Source organism: Dapis purpurea BLCC-M126, from assembly GCF_050015975.1.
Classification (GTDB): domain Bacteria; phylum Cyanobacteriota; class Cyanobacteriia; order Cyanobacteriales; family Microcoleaceae; genus Trichodesmium.
In genome coordinates, this window is sequence record NZ_JBNHER010000291.1 from 12,248 (window position 1) to 35,161 (window position 22,914).

The 22,914-nt window shown below is 36.6% G+C and carries 16 protein-coding genes; 6 read left to right on the forward strand and 10 right to left on the reverse strand.

Features of this window, described 5'->3' with window-relative positions; genetic code table 11:
- Positions 1 to 1,828: SdrD B-like domain-containing protein (locus ACP6PL_RS26485; RefSeq protein WP_426548328.1), on the reverse strand; the 1,828-nt coding region annotated here is incomplete at its 3' end.
- 232 nt (positions 1,829 to 2,060) lie between these two features.
- On the reverse strand, positions 2,061 to 2,270 hold the full coding sequence (locus tag ACP6PL_RS26490) for a PEP-CTERM sorting domain-containing protein (protein ID WP_426548329.1): 210 nt from the start codon (positions 2,268 to 2,270) through the stop codon (positions 2,061 to 2,063).
- 246 nt (positions 2,271 to 2,516) lie between these two features.
- On the opposite strand from ACP6PL_RS26490, the gene ACP6PL_RS26495 reads away from it, so the two are divergent.
- Positions 2,517 to 2,735, forward strand: a complete 219-nt coding sequence (locus ACP6PL_RS26495; protein ID WP_426548330.1) for a hypothetical protein — start codon at positions 2,517 to 2,519, stop codon at positions 2,733 to 2,735.
- 942 nt (positions 2,736 to 3,677) lie between these two features.
- On the opposite strand, the gene ACP6PL_RS26500 is transcribed toward ACP6PL_RS26495, so the two are convergent.
- The gene (locus ACP6PL_RS26500) at positions 3,678 to 4,880 is read right to left on the reverse strand and encodes an RNA-guided endonuclease InsQ/TnpB family protein (protein ID WP_426548331.1); all 1,203 of its coding nucleotides are present in this window, start codon (positions 4,878 to 4,880) and stop codon (positions 3,678 to 3,680) included.
- Positions 4,881 to 5,249: 369 nt separating this feature from the next.
- Between ACP6PL_RS26500 and ACP6PL_RS26505 the strand changes: the two genes are divergently transcribed.
- Entirely contained in the window at positions 5,250 to 5,921 is a 672-nt protein-coding gene (locus tag ACP6PL_RS26505) for an IS200/IS605 family accessory protein TnpB-related protein (protein WP_426548343.1), read from the forward strand.
- Between the two features lie 304 nt (positions 5,922 to 6,225).
- Here the strand turns inward: ACP6PL_RS26505 and ACP6PL_RS26510 are convergent, their stop codons facing one another.
- On the reverse strand, positions 6,226 to 7,422 hold the full coding sequence (locus tag ACP6PL_RS26510; RefSeq protein WP_426548332.1) for a phosphoglycerate kinase: 1,197 nt from the start codon (positions 7,420 to 7,422) through the stop codon (positions 6,226 to 6,228).
- Positions 7,423 to 7,569: 147 nt separating this feature from the next.
- Here ACP6PL_RS26510 and ACP6PL_RS26515 point away from each other — a divergent pair, with 147 nt between their 5' ends.
- Entirely contained in the window at positions 7,570 to 7,977 is a 408-nt protein-coding gene (locus ACP6PL_RS26515; protein WP_426548333.1) for a universal stress protein, read from the forward strand.
- Between the two features lie 240 nt (positions 7,978 to 8,217).
- Here ACP6PL_RS26515 and bicA read toward each other — a convergent pair whose 3' ends face one another.
- A complete protein-coding gene (gene bicA / locus ACP6PL_RS26520) occupies positions 8,218 to 9,924 on the reverse strand; it encodes a bicarbonate transporter BicA (protein WP_426548334.1) in 1,707 nt (568 codons plus the stop codon).
- A 305-nt stretch (positions 9,925 to 10,229) separates the two neighbouring features.
- On the opposite strand from bicA, the gene ylqF reads away from it, so the two are divergent.
- Positions 10,230 to 11,084: a ribosome biogenesis GTPase YlqF gene (gene ylqF / locus ACP6PL_RS26525; RefSeq protein WP_426548335.1), complete on the forward strand. Its 855-nt coding sequence runs from the start codon at positions 10,230 to 10,232 to the stop codon at positions 11,082 to 11,084.
- 796 nt (positions 11,085 to 11,880) lie between these two features.
- On the opposite strand, the gene ACP6PL_RS26530 is transcribed toward ylqF, so the two are convergent.
- Positions 11,881 to 12,693: a SnoaL-like polyketide cyclase gene (locus tag ACP6PL_RS26530; RefSeq protein ID WP_426548336.1), complete on the reverse strand. Its 813-nt coding sequence runs from the start codon at positions 12,691 to 12,693 to the stop codon at positions 11,881 to 11,883.
- A gap of 832 nt (positions 12,694 to 13,525) precedes the next feature.
- Here ACP6PL_RS26530 and ACP6PL_RS26535 point away from each other — a divergent pair.
- The gene (locus ACP6PL_RS26535; RefSeq protein WP_426548337.1) at positions 13,526 to 17,212 is read left to right on the forward strand and encodes a WD40 repeat domain-containing protein; all 3,687 of its coding nucleotides are present in this window, start codon (positions 13,526 to 13,528) and stop codon (positions 17,210 to 17,212) included.
- Between the two features lie 735 nt (positions 17,213 to 17,947).
- On the opposite strand, the gene ACP6PL_RS26540 is transcribed toward ACP6PL_RS26535, so the two are convergent.
- Positions 17,948 to 18,106 (reverse strand): hypothetical protein, encoded by a 159-nt coding sequence (locus ACP6PL_RS26540; protein ID WP_426548338.1) that lies wholly within the window; start codon positions 18,104 to 18,106, stop codon positions 17,948 to 17,950.
- A gap of 414 nt (positions 18,107 to 18,520) precedes the next feature.
- Here ACP6PL_RS26540 and ACP6PL_RS26545 point away from each other — a divergent pair, with 414 nt between their 5' ends.
- Positions 18,521 to 19,414 (forward strand): hypothetical protein, encoded by an 894-nt coding sequence (locus ACP6PL_RS26545; RefSeq protein WP_426548339.1) that lies wholly within the window; start codon positions 18,521 to 18,523, stop codon positions 19,412 to 19,414.
- A 255-nt stretch (positions 19,415 to 19,669) separates the two neighbouring features.
- Here ACP6PL_RS26545 and ACP6PL_RS26550 read toward each other — a convergent pair whose 3' ends face one another.
- The 3 genes from ACP6PL_RS26550 to ACP6PL_RS26560 form a co-directional block, all read right to left on the reverse strand.
- Entirely contained in the window at positions 19,670 to 21,400 is a 1,731-nt protein-coding gene (locus ACP6PL_RS26550; protein ID WP_426548340.1) for a bifunctional serine/threonine-protein kinase/formylglycine-generating enzyme family protein, read from the reverse strand.
- Positions 21,401 to 21,565: 165 nt separating this feature from the next.
- On the reverse strand, positions 21,566 to 21,793 hold the full coding sequence (locus ACP6PL_RS26555; protein WP_426548341.1) for a hypothetical protein: 228 nt from the start codon (positions 21,791 to 21,793) through the stop codon (positions 21,566 to 21,568).
- A gap of 8 nt (positions 21,794 to 21,801) precedes the next feature.
- Entirely contained in the window at positions 21,802 to 22,608 is an 807-nt protein-coding gene (locus ACP6PL_RS26560) for a protein kinase domain-containing protein (RefSeq protein WP_426548342.1), read from the reverse strand.
- Positions 22,609 to 22,914 lie beyond the last annotated feature (306 nt).

Below are 22,914 nucleotides of genomic sequence, written 5' to 3' on the forward strand. Positions count from 1 at the left end.
CTGCTTCTCCATCGTCTTGGTCTCCGTCGGCGTTGTCATCTCGGAAGATTGTGTCTCCGATAGAACCTGTGGGAGCGTCATAACCGAAGTCTTGGTCTAGATTATCTTCCCCTTGTGCTAATTCCACCATGGAACCATTGTCTAAAGTTCCATCAGGGTCAGCAGTTTGGTCTAAACCATCTAGAGCACCGTTGTTGTTGAGGACTTCTACTTGATAGTTTCCGGCATCTAAACCATCAAACAGATACTTACCATCTGCATCAGTAGTTTCAGTGCCGATAACTACATCATCATCTGTACCGAATACTCCGTCATCTCCTTTGTCGGTTAGTCGGACTTCTACTCCAGAGATTCCCTCTTCTCCAGCATCTTGGTCTCCGTCAGCGTTGTCATCTCGGAAGATTGTGTCACCGATAGAACCTGTGGGAGCGTCATAACCAAAGTCTTGGTCTAGGTTGTCTTCCCCTTGTGCTAATTCCACCATGGAACCATTGTCTAAAGTTCCATCAGGGTCAGCAGTTTGGTCTAAACCATCTAGAGCACCGTTGTTGTTGAGGACTTCTACTTGATAGTTTCCGGCATCTAAACCATCAAACAGATACTTACCATCTGCATCAGTAGTTTCAGTGCCGATAACTACATCATCATCTGTACCGAATACTCCGTCATCTCCTTTGTCGGTTAGTCGGACTTCTACTCCAGAGATTCCCTCTTCTCCAGCATCTTGGTCTCCGTCAGCGTTGTCATCTCGGAAGATTGTGTCACCGATAGAACCTGTGGGAGCGTCATAACCAAAGTCTTGGTCTAGGTTATTCTCTCCAGGCGCTAATTCCACCATGGACATATTGTCCAGTTCAGCATCCGGATCTGCAGTCTGATCTAAACCATCTAAAGCATTGTTTTCATCAGTTACTACTACTGCATAATTACCAGTAGGGAGATCTTCAAACAGATACTCACCATTCGCATCTGTGGTTTGAGTTTCAATGACTGTATCATCTCCTCCACCTAGTTCACCATCAGCTCCTTTGTCTATTAACTCAACTGTGACATTTTCAATGCCTTCTTCTCCTGCATCTTGTACACCATCTGCGTTATCATCCCGGAAGATAGTATCACCGATGGAACCTTTAAATGTAGATAACTCTACACCAGCAATGATGATTTGATTGTTACCTGGTGGTACAAGGATAACAGCTACTTTTTCTCCTGCCTGGGGGACAAAATCAGCATTATTATTTGCTTCAGCCACAATTGCAGCCACATTGTCATCATTAATTCCACCAAACATATCAGTGGCATAATTTCTGAAAGCTTCACTGATAGTTGAGGGACTATCTACTAACTCCCAAATCGCTGTTTGGATATCAGCAGCAGTAAATCCTTGATCGATAAAAGTGTCCTGGTTATTAATTAACCAATTGACTGTAGCCAAATTCTCAGGATTCTGTACCCCACGATCTGTTAATTGATCATAGATACTTGTATCATAGCTAGAGTAGACTGAAGCTGAGAAATCTTCTGGAGCTACCTCGTTAGCATCAACACCTAAAGTTGGCAGGTTAACATTTTGATCGTCAGTGTCCCCGTCACCATTATAATCTAATCCAACAGGTTCCAATATTGTCTCAAAATCTATACAATAACTATCAAAAGAACCATTGAGAATGTTAGTAGGATCATTGATTTTCAAGTCAAAATAGCTGGGAGCGCCCAAGGGTATATCCAAGTTTTGACCTTGAGGTCCGCCTTCTGAAATATTTCTTTGGATAGCGGTAACTGTAACCTCAGTAGGCAAGGCATTTTTAAGATTGTCAAGATTGAGCATAGTATTGTATATTGCAAAAAGTAATACTAGTTTTATGAAAATAAGTAATACCAATTCTGCAAAGTTAGGCTATAGTACTTATCTTAAGTTAATATTATTTATATGATTTGATTACTTGAGATATGATGTGTAGCTATACTTGAGGAAATTGGTATGAAGCAAGGATGTAAATGGAATAGATAATTAAAGGTGACAGTTATATAGCTGTCACCCCAATAGGACTTAACCTTTCTTACTTCGCTTTTTTGTGTGACTCTCCACGCTTTACTGCTAGCAAACTGCCACCACCAAATGCAATCAGACCGATAACACTCATGGGTTCAGGCACTCTTTGAGTACCACCACTGCCGCCGCCGGGTATAGGAACATTGGCAAAAGCAGGTAGAGAGGAACCAACAACAGTGATAGTGGTAGCAGCAGCGAATAAAGTCTTCTTTAACATGATTTGGTAAAACTCCATAAGATTTGTTTGTTTGATGTGTTCATCTTATTCTGTTGTTCCGGAAGATTACAAGAGCAAAAACAGATTTTCCTTACATCTTCACCAAATCTTCATCAAATTTCTATTTTCTCTTCATCGAATCTTCATAAAAGTCTCTGTGAGACCTCTTAAGTATAATTATGTAGTGGATCTCTCCGTAGTGGACATCTCCAAAAAATAAACTGGACAATTACTATAGCCTAGTCATTGCGACTCGAAGGGAGTGAAAGGAAGCAATCTCCTAAACCCCTAATATCAAATCCGGTTGAATACTTGTTATATAGTTTATATAGTTGGGATGGGGAGATGGGGAAATGGGGAGATGGAGAGATGGAGAGATGGGGAGATGGGGAGATGGGGAGATGGGGAGATGGGGAGATGGGGAGATGGGGAGATGAGGAGATGGGGATATTGAAGTGTAGATAGAATTATAAACATAAAAAACGACGGGAGGAAGTTAGCCAGGGGGATTTATTCCCTGGTTGAATAACGACGCGCGGGTTTCAACCCGGAGTCAAAGTCTGTTATAATGGTTGGAATATAAGTAAGAACAAGGTTTGTCGCCATGACCTCTAGCTAGTGCGGTGAGATTCCGGCGGACAGGAGACGGGGAATTAATTTCCTACGACGGCTGAAAGCAAGTAATGCAGCTAAAGCAGCGATTTATTGCTCCAATATCTTGAGTAAAACCACTCTGAAAGTAAGCTCACAGCTAAATTTTTGATTTACGCCGAGGAGTCTAGAAGTCTGTTGACAGGCTTTAAGCAAATGCGGATTTATGAGGGGCTGCGTGCGGAATTTACTTCCGCACTTTAAACGCCCCGTCCCATTTGCGGTGGATTTGCCACAGAATCCAGGGTGTTTCAACCCCTGGAGATGTCAAATATATAGCAATTCCCATACTGGTGAGGTACAAAATTCTAGGCTTTAGGCTTTAGACTTTAGGCAACAGCCAACAAGAGAAGCAAGATAAAAGTGTACCTCACTAGCCTCGCTATACTATATATAGCAATGAGCGCTGGTGTGTTTACATGATACAAATAATTACTAATGTAGTAAATTCAAAGTATTGGTAATATTAGTAGAGCTTTGTATTGCACTTGATGACAATAGTAGTATGCAAATATGTGAGCGCTCATTGCTATAACCGGACTTTATATAAGATTGTTTCCTTTCCTCGCAATGACGACTTTTTAGCCGGATTATATACAAGGAAACTGAAGAATAAGAAGAAAGATTTACGACGCTGGCTGAAAATAAAAAATTAGGTCGCTGCACGAAAAAATTCTTTCTATAAAGAAAGAACTTCTTTTTTGAGACAGCACACCATTTTTGACATCCTCTCCGGCCTAAAAGGCGCGGAGATTCCTACCGAGCCGTAGCTCCTCGGCGGGTTGACGCTTCACAGGCTACTGCTCCCTTGACGGTAGTCTGACGCTTGCCTCCACGTCCGTTTAATGTCTCGGACTGCCCGCCCGCGACTAATATATTGATGGCTGCGTTCTCATCGCGATCATGTCGCGCCCCACAGTTCAGACACTCCCACTCGCGAATTGAAAGGTCTAATTTTCCACCTTTGAAACCGCAAGCAGAGCAGATTTGAGAGGTTGCTAGCCATCTATCAATCACTCTAAAATCTCTACTATATTTTTCTGCTTTTCCTTCTAATAAGGTCCTGAATTGTCGCCAACCTAAATCTGAAATCGCTCTAGACAATTTCCGGTTTTTCACCATACCAGAAACATTCAAATCTTCTAAAACAATTGTTTGGTTATCACGAATTATTTTAGTTGATAATTTATGCAAAAAATCGGTTCTTGTGTCTTTCAGTTTGCCATGGAATTTTGCTATTCTCAGCCGAGCTTTTTTATAACGATTTGTACCTTTAGTTTTCTTAGATAATGATTTACTTAACTTCCGATATTTCTTAATTCTTTTCTTTAATGGTTTGGGAGCATCAATTTTCTCACCATTGCTCAAAGTAGCAAATGTTTTAATTCCTAAATCTATACCTACTGAATTATCAGTTTTAGGCAAAATTTCCGGTTGTATTTCTACTACAAAACTCAAGAAATATCTATTAGCTGAATCTTTAATAACTGTTACTGATGATGGAGCAGCAGGTAACTCTCTTGACCAGACTATTTTTAGCTTGCCAATCTTAGCTAAATAAACTTTATTCTGATAAACTTTAAACCCTCTCAAGGTAAACCTAGCAGTTTGTCTTGACTTTCTAGTTTTGAATCGCGGAGGTTTAACAACTCTACCTTTTCTTTTGCCTTTTGTTGAAGAGAAAAAGTTTTGATAAGCCTGGTTTAAGTCATTCAAAGATTGCTGCAATGGTACAACTGAAACATCCGACAACCATTCTCTATCTTCAGTCTTTTTTGCTTGGGTAATAAACTGTTTTTGTAGTTCAGAATTGGTGGGTTTGTTCGCTCCTGATTTGTATTGTTCTGTACAGAAAGCTAGGCTATCATTCCAGACCACACGGACACAGCCAAATAGTTTAGCTAATTGGTATTTTTGTCCCGGTGTTGGATAGATACGATACTTATATCTAGCTTTCATAATTGCATTTTTAAACTAACAATATTATAGCATACTTATCAAAGAAAAAAAATAAAAGTCCCCCTATAAGCGGGAGGCTTCAAACCCAATTTTTCGGTGAAACCAAAGTGAAATAATTTTTGTGGAGGATTTGAATTTCAAAGCATTGGGGCTTTCTGCTTTATTCTATCAGGACTTACGCATGAGGTAGGAAAAATCAGGATTTGAGATTGCTTCCCTGTCAGTCGCAATGACGAAAATTCCTTGTACTGCCTAAGTCCTATCTATTAAACCTTTTGTATATAACCAACCAAAATAACAACTATAAGCATCAACTATACAACTTTCTCGCAGAACTTCTTGTTGATTATCTTGATTTGGCTAACCTGCGTGAGTAATGTAGGCAAGGCTTTTATAATTGATGGCAAAGTGGTTAAATCTCAAAATCAATGGTACAACAAGCAAGTAGCTAAAATAAAATCAGACAAGCCTGGTGACTACTGGGATGATAACTTAGCAACTATTACTGAAAAGCGTAACCGAATGATGCGGGATAATGTTAACAAAGCAGCTAGATTTGTTATCAACTGGTGCATTGAGCATCAAATAGGTACGATAGTTTTCGGTTGGAATCAAGGCCAAAAAGATAGTATTAACATTGGCAAGATAAATAACCAGCAGTTCGTTCAAATACCTACGGCCAAGTTAAAAGCCCGGATAGCTGAATTATCTAAGCAGTATGGGATTGAGTTTGTTGAGACTGAGGAATCGTATACTTCTAAGGCATCGTTTTTAGATGATGATTTTCTGCCGACATTTGGTGAAAAACCCGAAAGGTGGGAAGCATCAGGAAAGCGTGTTAATCGTGGTTTGTACCGTTCAGCAGTAGGCAAATTAATTAATGCCGATGCCAATGGTGCCGGAAATATTATCAGAAAAGTAGCGATACAGCTAAGTTTAGACTTGGCCAAGGTCAGTAGGGAAGTTTTGATGCTTCCGCAACGATATCAGTTAAATAATCTGACTAAAAAATATCGTAAGCAGTGCGTTGCGTGGCAATAGCGCCCGCATAAGAACCTCCGCTTAGAATCCAGGGTGTTTTAACCCCTGGAGACATCAAAGAGAAGCACTTAGCAATTGATAATTAATAATTGATAATTGATAATTAATCCCTAGAAGTAATTAATAATTAATAATTAGAGATAGTTTTCATTACAGGACTTACCCATAACCACCACATCTTGTAGGGGTGATTTCCTAAGGTCATGCTCCGTAAACGTTAATCACCCTTACTACAGATAGCGTATAATGCGACATTTTGCGTAAGTCCTGCATTATTCATTATCCATTATCAATTATCCATTATTTACGCTTCATCTAAAGCAACAATACCAGGTAACTCTTTACCTTCCAATAATTCCAAACTAGCACCACCACCAGTAGAAATGTGACTCATTTTTTCACCTAAATTTAACTGCTCCACTGCAGCAACGGAGTCACCACCACCAATAATAGTGATAGCATCCTGCTTATCAGCAAGAGTACGAGCGATCGCTTCAGTACCTTTAGCAAACTTCTCCATCTCAAACACGCCCATCGGACCATTCCAAATTACAGTTTTGCAGTCTGCTAAAGCATCTTGGAAAACCTTTGCAGAGTCAGGACCAATATCCAAACCCATCCAACCATCCGGAATAGCTTCAACACTAACTGTTTGAGTATTAGCTTCTGCGTCAAACTTATCAGCTACAACTACATCAGTAGGTAACAACATCTCCACACCTTTCTCTTTTGCCTTAGCTTCCAGAGACTTAGCCAACTCCAACTTATCGTCTTCAACCAAAGACTTACCAACACTTAAACCACGAGCTTTGTAGAAAGTGAAAATCATACCGCCACCCAAGAGCAACTTATCGCACTTATCCAACAAAGCATCAATCACACCAATTTTACTAGAAACCTTAGAACCACCAATAATAGCAGCCAAAGGTTTTTTAGGATCATCAATTGCACCTTGGAGGAATTTCAATTCCTTCTCAATTAAATAACCACCCACAGAAGGACTCAAATATTTAGTCACGCCCTCAGTGGAAGCATGAGCGCGGTGAGCAGTTCCAAAAGCATCATTCACATATACATCTGCCACAGAAGCAAGTTGCTTGGCAAACTCTGGATCATTTCCTTCCTCTCCAGCGTAGAAGCGAACATTCTCCAGCAACACTACATCACCATCTTGCATCGCTGCCACAGTAGAAGTTACTGCCTCACCAACACAGTCGTCACACTTCTTAACTTCCTTACCCAATACTTCAGAGAGTCTTTCTCCCACAAGAGTCAGACGCATATCCTCATTTACTTTTCCCTTTGGACGTCCAAAGTGGCTAGTCAAGATAACTTTTGCTCCCTTACCAATTAAATCTTGAATTGTGGGAAGAGCTGCCCGAATCCGAGTATCATCTGTAATACTACCATTATCAACAGGCACGTTAAAATCCGCCCGCATGAGTACCTTTTTGCCAGATAAGTCAGATGCTGATAAATTTGCTACAGTTTTTTTTGTCACAGGATTAATCTCCTAAGTATTTGTCTTAATCTATATCTATATCTATCTATAAGGTCAGATTATTGGCCCATAAACAGATAGAATTAAGTTACAACAATTCGTTCACCGTAAACATTTTATCGGAGTCCGTGCCCCAAATATATTTCTATGTTTAAAACTGTTCTATTTCCTGTAGACCTTAGCCGAGAAGCCCGCGAAGCTGCGGATAAAGTGATTAACATTGTCAAAACATATCAGTCTCGCCTGGTATTAGTATCAGTGGTGGAAGTAGTTTCGGAAGGCCAGGAGCCATTTCACCCAGAAATGACTTCCTCGGAAACAGTTACTCAACTGTTAGAGGAGGCCAAATCTATTTTTACCCAGCAGGGTATTGAAGTTGAAACTGTACAAAGAGAAGGCCATCCAGCTTTTACTATCTGTGATGTGGCTGATGATATTGAAGCTGATTTAATTGTGATTGGCTCCCGAGGAGGTTTGACTGAGGAAGGAGCTACTGATAGTGTCAGTAATCGGATTATTAATCTGTCTCCTTGTCCAATTTTAGTAGTGCCTTAGATTGGGTTCATTAATTGATAATGGATAATGGATAATTGATAATTGCCTCTGGTTAAAACTGAGAGAATTAAAGTTATCCAAAAATATCTACTTTTGGATTTAATCATTCCTGATTGTGCAACGCCAAAAATAGGATTTTTGTCAACACAGGAGGAGGACATCACTTCTGTGAAAACTGCGGTCAGTTTTTCTCTGGCTGAAGAATCCCGCGCTCTCCCGTAGGGGAGCGTCAGGAGTATGTCAAGAACTGGGAAAAGCAGATTTTGGGATATCTTGATACCTAGAGCTTTGTTTTTGTCCCACTATTTGTAAACCTTCCTTAAGTGCAGTCAGGCGATCGCCCATCCAGTAATTCTCTGGAATTAAGCCAGCAATTCCCAGATTTTCTAACCGACGTTTTACCTTTCCAGTTGCTCCAACCATAATTATATTTCGTTCAGCATCGATCGCCTCTTGAATAGCATTTTCAATTGCCAAAGAAGAAGTCACCCCTAGAATTGGCACTTCACTCAAATCGACAATCAATACATCATAATTACTAATGGCACTATGTTCTCTGGAAATCGCTTTGGCTACTCCAAAAATCATTGGCCCGCTCAAGTGAAACAGCAAAACTCGACCATTTGCCAATTCCAAAATTTGCTTTTCTTCCTCAGTCATTACGATTTTATCGTCCGCATCAGTAATCGCTTTGACAGAATTAGATTGCATTTCTTCGAGACGTTCAATAGTTAAAATATTGGCGATAAAAACTCCCACCGCAACTGCCACCATTAAATCCACAAATACCGTGAGTAGCACCACACTATAAACAATTCCGGCAGCCTTCCAAGAAATTTTGTGAACCCGTTTAAGGAAACCCCAATCAATAATATCAATTCCTACCTTTAAGACAATTCCTGCTAATACAGCTAGAGGAATTCCGGAAGTTAAAGGTGCCGCCCATAACACAACAATCAATAGAGCTAAAGCACGACTAATCCCAGATAAAGCGGTACGTCCCCCGGCTTGGATACTAACTACAGTTGCCGTTGTGGCTCCAGATCCAGCAATTCCACCACATAAACCTGTAATTAAATTCGCCACCCCTTGACTGATTAATTCCTTATTCGATTTATGTTCAGTTCTAGTCAAACTATCTGAAACCAAACAAGTTAATAGGCAATCAATAGAACCCACCATACCCAAAACCATAGCATTCACAAACATTAACCGTAAATTTTCAGCGGTAAATGTAGGCATTTGCAGTTGTGGCAAACCGGGGGTAATTTCTCCAATTGTAGCGATAGTCCGAATTTCAATGTTTCCAAAGAAAATCAAAGAAATCGCCGTACCAATTACCAAAGCCACCAGTTGGGGAGGGACTAACTTTTTTAGTTTGGCGGGACAAAAGAACAAAATTCCTAGAGTAATTAACCCTAACAATGTTTCCCATGGATTAATATTGGTAATCAAATTAGGGAAAGCCCTAATCACACCAATTACTCCACCAGAGGGAGTTTCTTGACCGATAAACGGTGCAATTTGCAAAAAAATCAGAATCACGCCAATTCCTGTCATAAAACCAGAAATGACGTTATAAGGAAGCATGGTAATATACTTCCCCAATCGCAGGACTCCAAATAGGATTTGAAAGATACCCGCCATCATCACCACGGTAAAGGCCATTGCCAGACCACTTTCGGGATTTACGGCCATTAATTCGGCGATAACAGCAGTAACAATGACAGTCATTGGTCCGGTGGGTTCGGAGATAAGACTAGGGGTGCCACCAAATAAAGCGGCAAAAAATCCGACTAAGATTGCTCCCCACAACCCTGCAGCAGCACCTGCTCCAGAAGCAATTCCGAAAGCTAGTGCCATTGGTAAGGCCACTACTGCAGCAGTCAAGCCGCCAAAAATATCTCCTTTTAGGTTTCGGAAATGAATCGTATTGGTAATTTGCATCAAAGATTTCCCTAAATCACAATAAGATGGTACATCTGAATAGGGTTTGCGCTCAAAAGTCTTTTAGTAGGGGTAGGAGACAGCAGACAGGAGACAACCCACCCCTAACCCCTCCCAGCAGGGGAAGACAGGAGGAACGAAGAATAATAGAGAAGGTAGTCGGATATATTTGTCCCTTAATTTTTCTGCTCAACTCTTGCACAAAGTGCTAGTTTTTTGAGCTTTCTTGACCGAAAAGCTGGCACTTTTTTTCGTTATTTCAAGCCTTTGACTTTAAGTAGATTTACTGATAACTGATAACTGAAATGACTATTCAATGGTATCCTGGCCATATTGCGAAGGCCGAACGAAATCTGAAAGAACAACTGAAACGAGTTGATGTGGTTCTAGAGGTTCGAGATGCTCGTATCCCACTAACTACTAATCATCCCCAGGTATCTGAGTGGGTGGGGAATAAGGCGCGGGTATTGGTATTGAACCGCATGGATATGATTTCTTCGGATGTGATGAAGATGTGGCAGGAATGGTTTGAAGCTAAGGGACAAGTGCCTTATTTTACTAATGCTAAGTTGGGTGATGGGGTGAAGGGTGTGGCCAAGGCCGCGCGGGAAGCTGGTCGTGCTGTTAATCAAAGAAGGCGCGATCGCGGGATGTTACCTCGTCCTGTTCGTGCTGTGGTTATTGGTTTTCCTAATGTGGGAAAGTCTGCTCTGATTAATAGGTTGTTGAAGAGGAAGGTTGTTGAAAGTGCGAGGCGTGCTGGTGTGACTAAGCAATTAAGATGGGTACGTATTTCTGATGAGATTGAATTGTTGGATGCCCCTGGGGTAATTCCTAGTAGGATTAAAAATCCAGAGGATGCCATTAAGTTGGCTATTTGTGAAGATATTGGGGATGCTGCTTATGATAATCAACTAATAGCTGCTAATTTGATTGATTTATTAATGTCTTTAGAGCTTGATAGTAATAGTTTTGTTTCTGCTTCTTGTTTAGAGTCTCGTTATGGGTTAAAAGCTAATAATTATACAGGTGAAGGTTATTTACACGAGGTAGCAGATCGGATTCATCAAGGAGATATTGAGCGTACTTCTAGACGAATTTTGGATGATTTTCGCAAGGGCTTATTAGGGCAAATATCTTTGGAGTTACCACCAATTTAATTGAAGCGGAATGGATTTCTATCGCTGAGAAACTATAATGTTGTTGGTTGAATAAAAAATCATGCATATAGGCAAACAACCTAAAACAGTTTTTATGATATCAGAAATTTTGTGAGGATGCACCGAAAATCCTTTAACACACCGAATTTTTTTTCAGGAGCTCCAGAGAATGAAAATGTTTGTGCTTTTCCACTAAGAAGCAAGGGATGGATGGAAAGATTTAATTAGACAAAAACAAGCATATAGTTTATCGGAGCTTCACAAGATGAAAATATTTCTCGTATTGTTCTGAGGCAGAATTCCTGAATATAACGATCACCTCTTAACTTAATAAAGAAATTAAGTTGAACAAAAAGTCATATAAAAAGGCAAAAAATTACAGATAGTTTTTATGATATCAGAATTGTTGTGGGGATGCAACCGAAAATTCTTTGACGTAACAATTTTTTTTCAGAAGCTTCAGAGAATGAAAATGTTTGTGCTTTTTCACTAAAGAGCGATGGATGAAAAGATTTGATGAGCGGAAAAATCTGATTCTAATCTTAAAAGTAAGGGAGTAGGGGAGAAGAAGTAGGAGGAGTATTTTTCAATCTTTTCGGTGTATTGCCTCTATTCCACTCCCGACTATAACTCAAAAATTTAATTGCGGACAAAAATACCAAATTGGTTCTATCAAACTCTGGCAAAATTTTTAATTAAACCAATTCAAGATATAGAATCAACAATTTTCTCCCCCCTATTCCCTCCATACCTATTCCCTGACTTCTGCAAGAAGTCTTATAAACCGGATTTAGTATTACTGTATAAAAGCTGCAAAAGGACAGCGACTAACTCGTGAATTAGAAACTTGTGGATTTTTTTTCAGTCGCAAAAAGTTTTTGATAAAACCCATAAATTTCTGTTGTAAGGGATTAGAAGTTTGTGTTTCTCCAGATGATTTTTGTGGCTTTTCAGCAATAGCTTTACCACCGGATGTTAGACTATCTAAAAATTTTGTATTGTCATAATAGTGTTCTAATGAAAGAATCTTTAAATCATCACTAACTTTGACAATACTTATGCCAATAACTTCAATTGTCTCTCCTGTAGAAACATAATCTTTATAATTTCCTAAAAAATGTCCCCAATGTCTCCATTTAACAGCAATTATTGGTGGTGGAGAATAAACCTCTACGACTTCCCATAAAAAACCTTCGGGAAATGCAGTATGAAAGAGATTTGTGGAAGTCTGAAAAGTTTCTTCTGAGGCTTTATAATGTTGAGTATTACCAATCAACAATTTGTAAGTACCTGAGTCGATTAAATCTTGTAATTGATAATCTATTCCACCATTTGTACTCATGCGGAATTTATCTTGAACTACAGTTAACCAGTCTTGAGGATTTGTTTTGAAATTTGCCTCAACATCGAATGTTCGTACTAAATTTTGTACGATTGATTCAAGGGATTTTTCAGGGTGGCTGTAGTTACTTTCTTTGGCTAGATTTTCAGTAGAAGTAGTGTAATCTGGTGCTGCTCCATAACGCCATTTTACGTTTTGACTGGATTTTAATACTGTCTCTCTATCTTGAACCCATAATGGTAGATTATCCATGTTGATTTGAGTCATTATGTACCTCGTTTCATTAATTGATAATGGATAGTGGATAATGGATAATTGATAATTACCTCTCATTAAAACCGTAACGGAATTAAATCTAAGGAAATATTTTTAATTGATAATGGATAATTAAAACTATCTCTAATTATCAATTATTGATTAATCAAAGCTATCTCTAATTATCAATTATCCATTGGTTAACTATTAGTTAATAGGCGTTGGTGGGTGATTGTATGATTTTTAGTAGAGGCAATTCGCGAATTGCCCGTATAGTAGTCAGTGGTCAATAGTTAGTAGTTAAAACAGTTTTTTCCTGACTATTAATCTGATTCTGATACAAATTTCATACCTGATTTCACCAATACCAGTTAATACAGAAATAGATTGCAAAACAAACCATTAACTGGAAAAGATTTTTAGTAGGGGCGATTCACGAATTTCCCGTACAGTAGTCAGTAGTCAATAGTCAGTAGTTAAAACAGTTTTTTCCTGACTATTAATCTGATTCTGATACAAATTTCATACCTGATTTCACCAATACCAATTAATACAGATGAAAGTAAATTGCCAAAATAATCATTAACTGGAAAAATTGAACCTCTTTGTTATTCCATCTGTAAGTATCATTGCATCTGTTCATTATTAACACCAGGGAAGTTCGGGAAGTTATAAAAAATTATTTGTATATTTCAGTATTAAATTTTCTGAACCCTAACAATTCCAAGATTTTTGTGACAAAATCATAGTCAATGAAAAATAAAATAAAAATGTAAAACTTCCATAAAAATCCATAACTTCCAGATTGACGATCGTTATGATTAGGACGAATAAGAGCTAAATAATGAGTGATTCTACTATGACTGGACGAGGCAGAAGTAAACGAGGAGTTATTCTGACAAGTGAGGGATGGCATAAACTAAATAATGCTCAACAAATTCAAGAAAGTCAAGAAAATTCTGTCAAACCTTATACTATTGAAACTTTGAGTGAAATAACTCGACTCGATCCGGCGACAATTTCTAAAGTTTTAAATCGAGAAGTTGGTGTTGACAAACGGACTTTAGATCGCTTTTTTCGTGGTTTTGGTTTGGAGTTAAATCAAAGTGATTATACAAAATTAGATGTCGTAAATAATAAGGTTGAAAAACCAAGGGATAATAAACGAAATAATTATTTTTGTGATGAAGCTCCAGATGTTTCGATTTTTTATGGTCGTACCGAAGAATTAAATATACTTAAAGAATGGATTGTGGATGATGGCTGTCGTTTAATTACATTAATCGGAATTGGTGGAATTGGGAAGACAACTTTATCAGCGAAAGTTACTAAAAATCTGAGTCAATATTTTGATTATTCAATTTGGTTTTCTTTACGGAATTTACCACCACTTTTAGAAATAATTACTAATTTATTACAAATTTTATCTAATGGAGAGGAAACAGATTTAGGGAAAAATATTACTTTGATAATTAATAAGTTAGTTGGATATCTAAAAAATCAACGCTGTTTATTAGTTCTTGATAATGTTGATACTATTTTTTCTGATGGTAATTATGCTGGTAATTATCTGGAAGGATATGAGGATTATGGTGAATTTTTTAAAAAATTGGGGGAAGTACATCACCAAAGTTGTTTGCTAATTACTTCTAGAGAAAAGCCAAAGGAAATTGCTGCTATTGAAGGTAAAGAGTTACCTGTTCGTTCATTACAAATTAGCGGTTTGGGTATTTCAGAAATCCAGGAAATTTTTAAAGCTAAAGGAATTGTTGATACTAGAGATTCAGATTTACAAGAGTTGATTAATAATTATGGTGGTAATCCTTTATATCTTAAAGTTATCGCAACTACTATATTGGATTTATTCGATGGTAATGTTGATGATTTTCTGGTTCAAAGTACAACGGTATTTGGTGATATTTGTAATCTGATTAATCGACAATTTCAGCATTTATCACAATTAGAAAAGTCTGTATTATATTGGTTGGCTATCAACAGAGATGCTGTGGCTATAGCTGAATTAAAAGATGATTTGTTATTACCGAAGTTTGAACATGAGAATAGGAATGAATCGACTCTGGAATTAAGATCGATTAATCAATTTAGTTTACTAGAAATATTAGATTCATTACATCGTCGTTCCCTAATTGAAAAAACTAGAGATGATATTCACAATAGCTCTAAATTTTCTCTACAACCAGTAGTTATGGAATATGTAACTATAAATTTAATTGAAAGGGTATCTCACGAAATTATCTGTGGTGAAATTTTACTATTTCAAAGTCATGCTTTGCTTAAAGCTACGGCATCGGATTATATTCAAGAAATAGAAAAACGTCTAATTATTACACCAATTATCGAACGTTTAGAAATGACTTTAGGTAGTAAGGAGGAAATTGAGAGTTATTTGATGAAAATGCTCGATCGCTTCCGCAAAAAGTCTCCATCTTTTACTGGATATGTTGGGGGAAATATTCTGAATATACTATCTAGTTTATCTGTAAAAATTAGTGATAAAGATTTTTCTGATTTAAGTATTTACCAAGGAAATTTACAGGGGATAATTTTAAACAATGTTAGTTTTACGAATAGTAATTTTGCCAAAACAACTTTCACTAATACCTTTGGTATTATTTTTAGTTTGGCTTTTAGTCCCAGTGGAGAATTTTTAGTTACGGGAAGTATTAATGGTGAGGTTTGTTTGTGGAAATGGCAAGAAAATCGACAAATTTTTAAACATCAAGAACATACAACTATAGTTGATTCTATTACTTTTAGTCCCGATAATCAAAAAATAGCTAGTTCTAGTAGAGATAGAAATATAAAAATCTGGGATATTGCTACAGGAAAATCTATTTATACTTTAAATTCACCGAACAATCAGATAGTCAAAAATATTGTTTTTAATTTCGATGGAAGTCAGTTATTTGGTTACTCAGAAAAACAAATAATATCTTGGAATTTAGAAACTGGTAATTCAAATATATTGATTGAATCAGAGAGTTGTATTTCTGCCTTAAGTCTTTCCCCTCAAACAGGTCTTTTAACTTTTGGTTGTGAAAATGGTGTAGTTTATTTGTTGGATATCAATACAAAAACAGTTATTAATAGTTTTAATACGAATAGTGGTGTAATTTTATCAGTCAAGATTATCGATAATAATCAGATTTTAGCTTCTAGTTTAGAAAATAAAACTGTAAAAATTTGGGATGTACATAATTGTAAATGTTTAAATACATTCAAATCTCAGAGCTATCATATTTCCTTGATTGATATTAGTATTAATGGTGAAAATTTAGCGACTGGCAGTGGAGAAAAAATTGTTAAAGTCTGGAATATTCAGACAGGTTTATATTTACAAAATTTAGAAGGGCATCTTTCAGAAATTAACGCCTTAACTTTTAGTAGTAAAAATATATTAGCCACAGCAAGTGTCGATAGAACAGTAAAAATCTGGGATATAACTACAGGTAAATGCTTGAATACTTTACAAGGTCGTGCAGATTTTGTTCATTCAGTTGTATTTAGTAAAAATGCTCAAATAATTATTAGTGGTAGTCAAAATACAATTAAACTTTGGGATATAAATACTAACCAATGTCTATCTACTTTTTTTGAACATAAAGATTGGCTTTCTTCATTAATTATCAGTTCTGATGAAAAATTTATAGCTTGTGCAAATGTCGGTAATAAAAACAATATTATCCGAGTTTGGCAGATAGATAGCTTTACTAAAAATAATCTTCACGAAATTACTAATCATCAAATATCTCACAAAATATTGCAAGGACATAATGATAGTATTTGGTCGATTGCTTTTAGCCCAGATAGTACGAAAATAGTTAGTGGTAGTAGTGACAGAACTGTAAAAATTTGGAATTCTCAAACAGGAGAATGTTTAAAAACTTTCTACGGTCATTCTCGCCCGATACTTTCTGTTGCTTTTAGTCCTGATGGAAAAACAATTGCAAGTTGTGGCGGTCATTCAATTATTAAATTTTGGGATATAGTCACCGGAGAATGTAAGGGAACTATACAAGAAAAAGCTTCTTATATTATTAGATTTAATTTTAATGGCTTAATTTTAGTTAGTGGACAAACTACTGGAATAATCAAACTTTGGGATATAGCAACTGGAGAATGTATTGAGACTTTAGGAAAATTTGGTACTCCAATTATTTCTATGGCTTGTAGTTATGATGGTAAATTTATAGCTTATGGTACTTATGATGGAATTGTAAATATTTGGGATATTAAAAATAGTCAATCAATCGAAATATTACAAGAAAATTTTTCCTCAATTTGGTCTCTTGCTTTTAGTTCAGATTCCAATTTTTTAGTTATAGGTAGAGATAGGGAAAAATTTCAAGTTTGGGATATTAATGCGTGTAAAATAGTTAATTCTTTTCAGGGCGATAGACCTTATAAAAATATCGATATTTCAGGAGTAACAGGTTTGTCAAATTCAACTATTACTAATTTAAAAGAATTAGGTGCATATAATTGTAAGCATTCAGCATTCAGTTATTAGCTATCAGCTATTAATCCATTACTGAGTTAAGTAGGAATTGTTATTGATAGATTGAGAAATAATTAAAAGTTACTCTCAAATCACACTCCCTTGACCTCATAAATCTATTTACATTGTTTATTAAAAAGCTAAAAACTGAATGCTTATATCAAGTCTTATTAAGAATGCCATAATAAAGATTTTCTTCTCTATGAGAGAGAATATTCTTCAAATTTCCCTTTGTTCCTTACTCCCTACTCCCTAAATTTTTCCGAAGTGGTTATTTAAAGAGACATGATATTAAATATAATTAGGGCTTGCTGATTAGTTCTCAAAGTATTGATAAATAAAGGTATTAGTCTTTTTGGGGTTCAAAAAAGTGCCAGATTTTCGGTGCAAAAAGCTCAAAAAGCTAGTATTTTGGGCTGACTATGATAGAAAAATTAAGGAACAATTCTTACTCCTACTTCCTTTAAATTCCTATTTCTCCTGTCTCCTGTTTCCGACCCCTACTAAAAGACTTTTGAGCGCAAACCCTCATTAGAGACTATTTATCAACTTGAAGGAAAAATATTACTAAAGTGCTTCCTCAAAATTCTATAAGCTTGGCGATCGCTATAATCTGAAATTAAATATTTTTATAGCTAAGAAATAATTGGTGAGGACTTATGCGAATGACGAATCTTAGATTAGAAAATGTTTTTCTAACTGTTCCCTCCTAATAGTTGCAAAATACTTTTTAAGTTGAATAAAAAGTCATGCGTAGGTGCGAATGTACCCCATTAAACACACAGTATCACAATTTTTTTGAGGATGCAAGGGAAAATTTCCCTGCCCCGCCGTTTTTTTTAGTGCTTCACAGAATGATACCTCGGTTGATGATGGTGGCGATCGCGGTGTGATTTTATTACTCAAAGTCTCTATGGCAGAAATCTTTTCTTTGGATGCTTCATGGAATAATTTTTTTCTAACGTTACTGTATTGTTGGCGATCGCTTTTGAGTCTTTATATATACTTAGCCTGTAAAATGCTGTTTTTATGTTGAACAAAAAGTCATACGTAGGTACGAACAAACCCCAATAAATACACACTATCACAATTTTTTTGAGGATGCAAGGGAAAATCTTCCTGCGCCTCCGAATTTTTTTAGTGCTTCACAGAATGATATTTTCCTTTACTTTATAAACTGTTGTAAGGATAGTAAAAGTAGAATTATTTTATTTGAACTACTTATCAAAAAATTTGCTCAATGCAAAATAGGATAGGAATATGGTCTCCGGAACGAAGATAAAATGTAATGGAGAAAAATTTAATACAGACAAATAAATTATGAACAATTCAATTATTAAATTAGTCGATGATCTACCCAATGGTGGGATTACAGTTTCAGCATTACGCGCTCTAGATTTCATCGTACCTGGAGAATGGAACAATTTAGTAGGCTTTGAAAATACAGTTAGGGAAGTTACTGGCAAAGATAAACCTAAGAAAATTCAGCAAATTAGTGAACGTGCTCTATGGATATATAACGACAAATCTCAAGGGTATCAAGACGCTATCTGGGCTTATAAAGCTTTGGATAAAGCTGATGCTGCTATGGGTGCCGCAGCAATGGCCAACAAAATTGGTGAAAAAATCTCTTTCTTGGGTTTCCTGAATAAATTAACGCCATCAGCCGATAAAACTCAGGCAGTTGATTTAGCAATTAAGGTGGTAGCTGAGTTGGTTGCTTTCTGCAAATTAAATGGAATGCCTACGAGAGAAAGTTTAGGAGATTTTTCCGCAGCTTTGGCAGAAGAATATAGTGGCCCTTCTTTGATGCGAATGGTTGCTTTGGTGTGTTTTGATGGGTTGATTCCCCTGGGACCTGATTTTGTCGATCGCGTGGGAGATATTATTGGAGGAATGAGTTCTGCTGGTTTGCAACAAAATCCTTTGTTTCAGAAGGTAAACAATTTGATTCCTGGTGATAGTACTCAGGGTAAGCTTGATTTTATTGGTAATAGTTTTGATGCGGTTGGGGGTTGGATGAGTAATTTAGTCTCGTCACGAGGATTAGATCCACAAATGATTATCGATCATTTACAAAGTTTTGTTGAAATTGCTGATGATAAATTAGATTATTTGGCGGCTTTTCTCGATATGACTACTAATTATTTTGAACATACTGGTACTCAAACTGTGGCTCGTCGTTTGATTTTGCAAGCGGCTGACGAAGTGTGAACAATTAATAATTAATAATTACCTCTTCTGTAATAGAAGTATTGCCTAAAATGATTTTTTTCTTTTTTATACTTAAAAGGAGGGGCTTTAAACCTTTATTTTTTGGTGAAATAAGTAAAATTATTATATCATTTAGGCTGAAATTGTTTGTGGGTAAGTTTGATTTACCCACTGTCTAATAATTACTTTTGAAGAAGTATTCATAATTCAGGATTCAGGAGAAAAATTTTCTCCTTGAAAAACTATATAAACACTCTAAAGAAAAAATGTTAAGTCACTCTCCAAACCAACTGATAATATACCAAAGGCTACAAATAAATTTAGAAGAATTAACCAAATTTTGTCAGATTCATTTAATATCTGAGTTGGCTGTTTTTGGTTCAATTTTAAGAGATGACTTTTCCTCTCATCAGCATAAGTATAACTGCTACGATAGTTAACTAACTCAGACGTTATAGTTTCGCCAAAATAAAATGGTGTTGTTGTTCCTGCTCGACAAGCATATTCCCACTGACTCTCACTAGGTAAACTATATTTTTTACCTGTTATTTTTGATAGTTTCTGACAAAATTTTTTAGCGTCGTACCAACTTACTTGTTCTACAGCTTGGTTTGCACCTTTAAAAAAGGAAGGATTATTTCCCATAACTGTTTGCCATTGTGCTTGAGTGACTGGATATTTTCCCATGAAAAATTCTGGCACATCTACATAATGTTGCGGACTTTCACTATCTTCTCTCCCTGCTTCTGTCTCTGGAGATCCCATGAGAAATCTACCTGCGGGAATTTTTACCATTTCTAGGGAAACTCCATTATCGAAGTTTTCTGTCATTACTTCTGCTTGACCTGGAGAGCGATTAATTATTTCTCCTTTTCGGTTGACTGTGACTGTCTCAAATTTCTGAGTCGAATTTGACGAGTATGCTTTTGGCAAAAAAAATCTATCCCACCAATCTTTACTCAACATTGCTGCTGCAAACCCACTTCCTGCTAAACCTCCTAATATCAATATTTTTCTTCTAGTTTTATTAGGTTGGGGTTGGGGTGGAGATGGAATTGTGCTATTTGGTGTGGGTGTGGGTGTAAGTTGGTTGACTTTTGGTGTGGGTGTGGGTGTGGGTGGGTTGACTTTTGGTGTGGGTGTAGGCGTGGGTGGGTTGACTATTTCCCCCAACGCATCTAATGCTTTTGTGGCATCTTGATAACGCTCTCGAAAATACTCCCGCACCATCTTATCTAATATATTTGCTAGAGGAACGCTCACTTGTGCCTCATTCCGCCAGATTATATTTCCCGTGTCTTGGTCTGTTGGTAAATTTCCTGGGTTTTTCCCAGTCAGTGCTTTTATCCCTACCATTCCCACTGCATAAATATCGCTACTTAATCTTGGTCTGCCGTTACTTTGTTCGCTTGGCATATATCCAGGTGTTCCGACTGCGATAGTTAAAGTAGTTGAACCTTGTTGGTTAGGTGTGGTTAATACACTTATTTCTTTTACTGCCCCAAAGTCTATCAATACTATTTTGTTATCCGACTTCCGACGCATCAAATTTTGCGGTTTAATATCTCGATGAATTATATTATTTTGATGAGCTACTGATAATGCTGATAATATTCCTTTAAGTAAAGCAATGGTATAAGACTCACTCAATTTTTTCCCTAGAGTCAGTTCCTTACTTATATCTTGCCCTTCTACATATTCTTGTACTAGGTAAAATTCTGTTCCTTCTTGAAAATGGGCAAATAATTTTGGTATTTGGTCTGAGTCACTGCCTAATTTGTATAAAGTCTTTGCTTCTCTATCAAACAACCTTTGAGCAATAGGCAAAACTCCTGGATCTGAGGTTTTAGGTGATAGGTGTTTAACAACGCATTTTGGATTTCCTGGTAAATCTATATCTTCAGCTAAGTAGGTATCTCCGAAACCTCCGCTTCCGAGCAACTGAATAATTTTGTAGTGATTTCTCAGGATTTTTCCTGGCTGCATAATTTTCAGTTATCAGTTATCAGAATTTTTGGGGTACTGCTTCATCTCAGTAGGCAAGAAAGGTTTTTTTGGCCTAATTTATTTGAGTATGTATGAGCTTACCTTTCCCATTATGCTTATAATACCATGTCAAGTTTTTTTGTCAACTCCCCCCTTTTTCAGTTATCAGTTATCAGTTGTTGATGTCTGTTTTGATGTTGATGGGTTAAGTATTATTGTGGTTTCTGCTGTTGATGTCTGCTTTGGTTTTGATGGGTTAAGTATTACTGTGGTTTCTGCTGTTGATGGTTTGAGTATTACTGTAGTTTCTGCTGTTGATGTCTGTGTTGGTTTTGATGGATTGAGTATTACTGTGTTTTCTACCGTTGATGTCTGTTTTGGTATTAATGACACTATATCATCTAATGCTTCTGTGGCATTTTATAACGCTCTCGAAAATACTCTCGTACCATCCTATCTAATATATTTGCTAGGCGATCGCTTACTTGTGCCTTATTCTGCCAGATTATATTTCCTGTATTTTTATCTCTGGAGAAACTTCTTGGATCTTTTCCTGTGAGTGCTTTTATTCCTAGCATCCCTACTGCATAAATATCGCTACTGAGTTTTGGTTTACCATTACTTTGTTCATTTGGCATATAACCTGCACTTCCCACAGGTACAGTCAAAGTAGTTGATCCTTTTTCATCAACTGCCAATACTTTAATTTCTTTTACTGCCCCAAAGTCTATTAATACTATTTTGCTATCCGACTTTCGACGCATCAAATTTTGTGGTTTGATGTCTCGGTGAATTATATTATTTTGGTGAGCTACTGCTAATGTTGATAATATTCCTTTGAGTAAGGTAATGGTATAAGATTCACTTAGTTTTTTCCCTAGTGTCAGTTCTTTACTTATATCGTGCCCTTCTATATATTCTTGTACTAGGTAAAATTCTGTTCCTTCCTGGAAATGAGCAAATAATTTTGGTATTTGCTCTGAGTCTTTCCCTAGTTTGTATAACGTTTTTGCCTCTCTATCAAACAACCTTTGAGCAACAGGCAAAACTCCTGGAGCTGAACTTTTAGGTGATAGATGTTTAACTACACATTTTGGTTTTCCTGGTAAATCTAAATCTTCAGCTAAGTAGGTATCCCCAAATCCTCCACTTCCGAGAGTGTCAATAATTTTGTAGCGTTGTCTTAGGATTTTTCCAGACTGTATCATTTTTTCAGTTATCAGATTGCCTAGCAGGAAAATATGGTTTTTTTGGCATAATTTATTATAATATGAGCATAAGTTTTTGATTACGATTATTTTTAATAATATCATGTCAACTTTTTTTGTCAATCCCCTTTTTTCAGTATTTAAGGGGCTAAAGGAGAACTACAAACATAATAATTATTCTTACTAATTTTTACTAAACCCATAATTTAAGCGATCGCTTCTTTTGAATGTCCTCTTTATTCTGCATAAGTTATTTTACCGAATAATTATTAATTATTAATTATTAATTAAATAATTCAGGTTTAA